A 6,346-nucleotide genomic window follows, 5' to 3' on the forward strand; every position below is an offset into this window, starting at 1 on the left:
TTTAGAGGTGAACAACGTGGAGCTTTTATCTGGCGGTGAGATGCTCGTCCGCTTCTTGCGTGACGAAGGCGTCAAATATATCTACGGGTACCCCGGCGGTGCTCTTCTTCATGTCTATGATGCCCTGTTCAAAGAACCGGAAGTGACCCACATCCTGGTTCGTCATGAACAAGCGGCCACGCACATGGCTGACGGCTATGCCCGCGCCACCGGCAAGGCCGGCGTGGTCCTGGTGACATCCGGCCCCGGCGCCACGAACGCCATCACCGGTATCGCCACGGCCTACATGGACTCGATTCCGATGGTGATCATCTCCGGCCAGGTGCCCAGCACCATGGTCGGCACCGATGCGTTCCAGGAAACCGACATGATCGGTATCTCCCGGCCGATCGTGAAGCACAGCTTCATGATCAAGCACGCTTCGGAAATCCCGGAAGTCATGAAGAAGGCCTTCTACCTGGCCGAATCCGGTCGTCCGGGCCCGGTCGTAGTGGACGTGCCGAAAGACATGACCAACCCGGCCGAGAAATTCGAATACATCTACCCGAAAAAAGCCAAGCTGCGCTCCTACAGCCCGGCCGTGCGCGGTCACTCGGGACAAATCCGCAAGGCCGCCGAAATGCTGCTGGCGGCCAAGCGTCCCGTGCTGTACTCCGGCGGTGGCGTGATCCTCGGCGGTGGCTCCGCGCCGCTGACCGAATTGGCGAAGATGCTCAACCTGCCGGTTACCAATACGCTGATGGGCCTCGGCGCCTACCCAGGCACCGATCGCCAGTTCATCGGCATGCTCGGCATGCATGGCAGCTACACCGCCAACCTGGCGATGCACCATGCCGATGTCATCCTGGCGGTGGGCGCGCGTTTCGACGACCGTGTCATCAACGGTCCGGCGAAATTCTGCCCGAACGCCAAGATCATCCACATCGATATCGACCCGGCGTCCATCTCCAAGACCATCAAGGCAGACGTGCCGATTGTCGGTCCTGTAGAGAGCGTGCTGACTGAAATGGTCGCCATTCTCAAGGAAATCGGCGAGGCTCCGAACAAGGAGTCCGTGGCCAGCTGGTGGAAGCAGGTTGATGAATGGCGCGGTGATCGCGGCCTGTTTCCCTACGACAAGGGCGACGGCAGCGTGATCAAGCCGCAGACCGTCATCGAGACCCTGTGCGAAGTGACCAAGGGCGATGCATTCGTGACGTCCGACGTAGGTCAGCACCAGATGTTCGCGGCGCAGTACTACAAGTTCAACAAACCCAACCGCTGGATCAACTCCGGTGGCCTGGGCACCATGGGCTTCGGGTTCCCGGCGGCCATGGGCGTCAAGTTGAGCTTCCCGGACAACGATGTTGCCTGCGTGACGGGTGAAGGCAGTATCCAGATGAACATCCAGGAACTGTCGACCTGCCTGCAATACGGTCTGCCGGTGAAAATCGTCAACCTGAACAACGGTGTACTGGGCATGGTTCGCCAGTGGCAGGACATGAGCTACGGCAGCCGCCACTCGCATTCCTACATGGAATCGTTGCCGGACTTCGTCAAGCTGGTCGAGGCCTATGGCCACGTCGGCATCCGCATCACTGACCTGAAGGATTTGAAATCCGGGCTTGAAGAAGCCTTCGCGATGAAGGATCGCCTGGTGTTCCTCGATATCCAGGTCGATACCAGCGAGCACGTCTACCCGATGCAGATCAAAGACGGCTCCATGCGCGATATGTGGCTGAGCAAGACGGAGCGTACCTAATCATGCGACACATTATTTCCTTGCTTCTGGAAAACGAACCGGGTGCTCTGTCTCGCGTAGTAGGCCTGTTCTCGCAACGCAACTACAACATCGAAAGCCTGACCGTGGCACCAACCGAGGACCCGACCCTGTCGCGTCTGACGCTGACCACCGTGGGCCACGATGAGATCATCGAGCAGATCACCAAGAACCTGAACAAGCTGATCGAGGTGGTCAAGCTGGTGGACCTGTCGGAAAGCGCTCATATCGAGCGCGAGCTGATGCTGGTCAAGGTCAAGGCCACCGGCGCCCAGCGTGCCGAGATCAAACGCACTACCGATATTTATCGTGGGCAGATCGTCGATGTCAGCGCCAGCGTCTATACCGTTCAGTTGACCGGTACCAGCGACAAGCTCGACAGCTTCATTCAATCGATCGGCACTGCCTCGATTCTGGAAACCGTACGCAGTGGTGTCACCGGGATTGCCCGTGGCGACAAAGTACTGAGCATCTAACCAAATTTGCGAATGGCCGGAACGGCCGGATATAGGGGAAATTCATGAAAGTTTTCTACGATAAAGATTGCGACCTGTCGATCATCCAAGGCAAGAAAGTCGCCATCATCGGCTACGGCTCCCAAGGTCACGCCCAGGCGTGCAACCTGAAAGATTCCGGCGTTGACGTGACCGTCGGCCTGCGCAAAGGCTCGGCCACCGTTGCCAAGGCCGAGGCCCATGGCCTGAAAGTCACCGACGTGGCTTCCGCCGTTGCCGCTGCCGACCTGGTCATGATCCTGACCCCGGACGAGTTCCAATCGGCGCTGTACAAGAACGAAATCGAGCCGAACATCAAGAAGGGCGCCACCCTTGCCTTCTCCCACGGTTTCGCGATCCACTACAACCAGGTCGTGCCACGTGCCGACCTCGACGTGATCATGATCGCGCCGAAAGCGCCGGGCCACACCGTGCGTTCCGAATTCGTGAAGGGCGGCGGTATTCCTGACCTGATCGCGATCTACCAGGACGCCTCCGGCAATGCCAAGAACGTCGCCCTGTCCTACGCTGCTGGTGTCGGTGGCGGTCGTACCGGCATCATCGAAACCACCTTCAAGGACGAGACTGAAACCGACCTGTTCGGCGAACAAGCCGTTCTGTGCGGCGGTACCGTCGAGCTGGTGAAAGCTGGTTTCGAAACCCTGGTTGAAGCCGGCTACGCACCAGAAATGGCCTACTTCGAATGCCTGCATGAACTGAAGCTGATCGTTGACCTCATGTACGAAGGCGGTATCGCCAACATGAACTACTCGATCTCCAACAACGCCGAATACGGCGAGTATGTGACCGGTCCGGAAGTCATCAACGCCGAGTCCCGCCAGGCCATGCGCAACGCCCTGAAACGTATTCAGGACGGCGAATACGCCAAGATGTTCATCAGCGAAGGCGCCACCGGCTATCCTTCGATGACCGCCAAGCGTCGCAACAACGCCGCCCACGGTATCGAAATCATTGGCGAGCAATTGCGCTCGATGATGCCGTGGATCGGTGCCAACAAGATCGTCGACAAAGCCAAGAACTAAGTCGCGAGCTTGATCGAAAAACGCGGCCCTGGCCGCGTTTTTTCGTTTGGGTGATGGCTTCTGGTATAAAGCTGCATCGTTTGCGGCAGAACCGTCGTCCCAGGCGCCTGTCGAATTTTTCACACCGTTGCAAGGTATTGTCCATGAGCGAACGTCCCGACGAGCCGAACCAGGCTCCTGACGCCGAAAGCCTGTTGCCCATCGATGAACACGTCGAAGAAGGCCATGACGCTGAAGGCCGCAAGGTCCGGCATCGTGGTATCTATCTGCTGCCGAACCTGTTCACCACCGCGAACCTGTTCGCCGGCTTCTATTCCATCATCAGTTCCATGAGTGCCCAGGCCGCATTGAGTGCTGGCGATAGCGTGGGGGCGAGTCGCTACTTTGCTTTCGCCGCGATTGCGATTTTTGTCGCCATGGTTCTGGACGGCCTGGATGGACGGGTGGCCCGCATGACCAACACCCAAAGCGCATTCGGAGCCGAGTACGACTCGCTGTCCGATATGGTTGCGTTCGGTGTTGCCCCTGCGTTGTTGGCGTTCGGTTGGGCGCTGGGAGACATGGGCAAGGTCGGCTGGATGGTTGCCTTCATTTACGTCGCTGGTGCCGCGTTGCGCTTGGCGCGTTTCAACACGCAGGTCGGTACCGCCGACAAGCGCTACTTCATCGGGCTTGCCAGTCCGGCGGCGGCAGGTGTGGTGGCGGGCGTAGTCTGGGCATTCAGCGACTATGGCATCCAGGGTTCGAAGATGTCCTTCCTGGTGGCGCTGCTGGTTGCCGCGGCCGGGATGCTGATGGTCAGTAACATCAAGTACAACAGCTTCAAGGAGCTGGATCTGAAGGGGCGCGTGCCGTTCGTGGCCATCCTCGCCGTGGTGCTGGTATTTGCCGTGGTGTTCAGTGATCCGCCGCGCATCCTGCTGCTGGTATTCCTCGCCTATGCGGCTTCCGGGCCGGTGCAATATTTGCTGCGTCTTCGTCGCCGCTAAACGTTGCCTTAATGTAATCTCCTCCATACTCCGCAGTGTACGGGTGTATCTGCCCTCCAATACTGCGGAGTCGCCATGCTGATCAAGATCCCCAAGACGTCGGACTGTCGTGAGTCTGAGGTCACGCCTGAATCATTTTATCTCTCTCGTCGCCAGATGCTCAGCGCCACTGTGGCCGGCTTGGCGATTGGTGGTCTGCCGAACTGGGCCGGTGCCGCCGATATGGCGCGTTATCCTGATGCCGAGCCCGGAAAGGCGCCTTCCTGGTTTGCCGAGAAGCTTCCTTCTACCCAGTGGGGCGCCGTGACGGCAAAGGATGAGTCGATCACGCCGTTCAAGGACGCCACGCACTACAACAACTTCTATGAGTTCGGCACCGATAAAGGCGACCCGGCGGCCAACTCCGGTTCGTTGAAGACCGAGCCCTGGAGCGTGGTGGTGGACGGTGAGGTGGGTAAGCCGGGGCGCTATGCCCTGGAAGACTTCATGAAGCCTTATCAATTGGAGGAGCGGATCTATCGGTTGCGTTGCGTTGAGGCGTGGTCAATGGTGATCCCGTGGATCGGTTTCCCCATCTCCGCGCTGCTCAAGCAGGTCGAGCCGACTTCCAAGGCCAAACACATTCGCTTCGAAACATTGCAAGATCCCAAGGCCATGCCGGGCCAGCGTTCTGGCTTTGCCCTGATTGATTGGCCTTACGTGGAAGGTTTGCGATTGGACGAGGCAATGAATCCGTTGGCCATACTGGCGGTTGGCATGTACGGGCGTGAGCTGCCTAACCAGAACGGGGCGCCGCTGCGATTGGTGGTGCCATGGAAGTATGGTTTCAAGAGCGTAAAGTCGATCGTGCGCATCAGCTTGGTCAGTGAGCAGCCCAAGACCACCTGGCAGAGCATTGCGTCCGATGAGTACGGTTTTTATGCCAACGTCAATCCGACCGTTGACCACCCACGCTGGACGCAGGCGAGGGAGCGTCGTCTTCCGAGTGGACTATTCAGCCCCAATGTACGCGACACGTTGATGTTCAACGGTTACGGGGATGAGGTTGCCTCTTTATATGCAGGAATGGATTTGAGGAAAGACTACTGATGCGTTTTCCTGCTTGGCGGATCGGGGTTTTCCTCGCGGCAGCAATTTGGCCTTTGCTTTGGCTTTATGAAGCGTTGGCGGATTCATTGGGGCCGGATCCAGGCAAGGTCCTGGTAGATCGACTCGGGTTGGGGACGCTGATCCTGCTGTTGATTACCTTGAGCATGACGCCGCTACAAAAAGTGACGGGATGGTCGGGGTGGATCGTTGTCAGGCGTCAGTTGGGGTTGTGGTGCTTCGCCTACGTTGTGCTGCACTTGAGCAGTTATGCGGCGTTCATCCTGGGATTCGATTGGTCGCGGTTGGGCGTCGAGCTGAGCAAGCGTCCCTACATTATTGTTGGGGCGCTTGGTTTTCTTGGTTTGCTGGCCTTGGCAGTTACATCCAATCGATATAGTCAGCGTCGGCTCGGCACGCGTTGGAAGAAGCTGCACCGCCTGGTCTATTTGATTCTCGGGCTTGGTTTGCTGCATATGCTGTGGATCGTGCGGGCGGATCTGAAGGAGTGGTCGATATACGCCTTTATAGGTGGCTTATTGTTGGTGCTGAGGATCGGGCCGGTTGCGCGGCGAATCCCTCGTCTAATGGGTAAGAAGATGCCTTCGGTAATAAAAACGAAATAAAGGGTTGACGGCAGATTCCAGGTGTCTATAATTCGCCCCACTTCCGGCGCAGTCGAAACGGAAAACTTCTTGAGTTTCAATGAGTTAAGTAAGTTCCGATAGGTCAGGCGCTTCAGTTCATCGAAGCGTTGAAGGAGTTGATAGAGCGGTGTTGTTTGGCTCTATTGGCGATTCGATCCTCTCGGTCGAAAGCGGTGAAAAAGAGGTGTTGACAGCAGCGAACAACGCTGTAGAATTCGCCTCCCGCTAACGAGAGATCGAAAGCGCAAGTGGTTGAAGTTGTTAAGGATTTCCAAGCGAAACTTTGAAAACTTCTTAAAATAACCGCTTGACAGATACACGGGGCGCT

The 6,346-nt window shown here is 57.6% G+C and carries 6 protein-coding genes; all 6 read left to right on the forward strand.

Annotated features, from left to right (window positions below; translation table 11 throughout):
* The first annotated feature begins 16 nt into the window (after window positions 1-16).
* The 6 genes from Q7C33_RS24815 (at window position 17) to msrQ (ending at window position 5,997) form a co-directional block, all read left to right on the forward strand.
* Window positions 17-1,741: an acetolactate synthase 3 large subunit gene (locus Q7C33_RS24815; RefSeq protein WP_030140223.1), complete on the forward strand. Its 1,725-nt coding sequence runs from the start codon at window positions 17-19 to the stop codon at window positions 1,739-1,741.
* 2 nt (window positions 1,742-1,743) lie between these two features.
* Window positions 1,744-2,235, forward strand: coding sequence for an acetolactate synthase small subunit (gene ilvN / locus Q7C33_RS24820; RefSeq protein WP_003205610.1), 492 nt, complete (start codon window positions 1,744-1,746; stop codon window positions 2,233-2,235).
* Between the two features lie 44 nt (window positions 2,236-2,279).
* Window positions 2,280-3,296 carry a ketol-acid reductoisomerase gene (gene ilvC, locus Q7C33_RS24825; protein WP_003185459.1) on the forward strand — a complete coding sequence of 339 codons (1,017 nt, stop codon included), beginning with the start codon at window positions 2,280-2,282 and terminating at the stop codon, window positions 3,294-3,296.
* Window positions 3,297-3,439: 143 nt separating this feature from the next.
* The gene (gene pssA, locus Q7C33_RS24830; protein WP_030140222.1) at window positions 3,440-4,285 is read left to right on the forward strand and encodes a CDP-diacylglycerol--serine O-phosphatidyltransferase; all 846 of its coding nucleotides are present in this window, start codon (window positions 3,440-3,442) and stop codon (window positions 4,283-4,285) included.
* A gap of 75 nt (window positions 4,286-4,360) precedes the next feature.
* Window positions 4,361-5,374 (forward strand): protein-methionine-sulfoxide reductase catalytic subunit MsrP, encoded by a 1,014-nt coding sequence (gene msrP / locus Q7C33_RS24835; RefSeq protein WP_217860348.1) that lies wholly within the window; start codon window positions 4,361-4,363, stop codon window positions 5,372-5,374.
* A complete protein-coding gene (gene msrQ / locus Q7C33_RS24840; protein WP_030140220.1) occupies window positions 5,374-5,997 on the forward strand; it encodes a protein-methionine-sulfoxide reductase heme-binding subunit MsrQ in 624 nt (207 codons plus the stop codon). The genes msrP and msrQ overlap by 1 nt, the downstream gene beginning before the upstream one ends.
* Window positions 5,998-6,346: the final 349 nt, after the last annotated feature.

Origin of the sequence: Pseudomonas sp. BP11-1-1 (assembly GCF_052112105.1) — a bacterium.
In the GTDB taxonomy this organism is placed as follows: domain Bacteria; phylum Pseudomonadota; class Gammaproteobacteria; order Pseudomonadales; family Pseudomonadaceae; genus Aquipseudomonas; species Aquipseudomonas alvandae.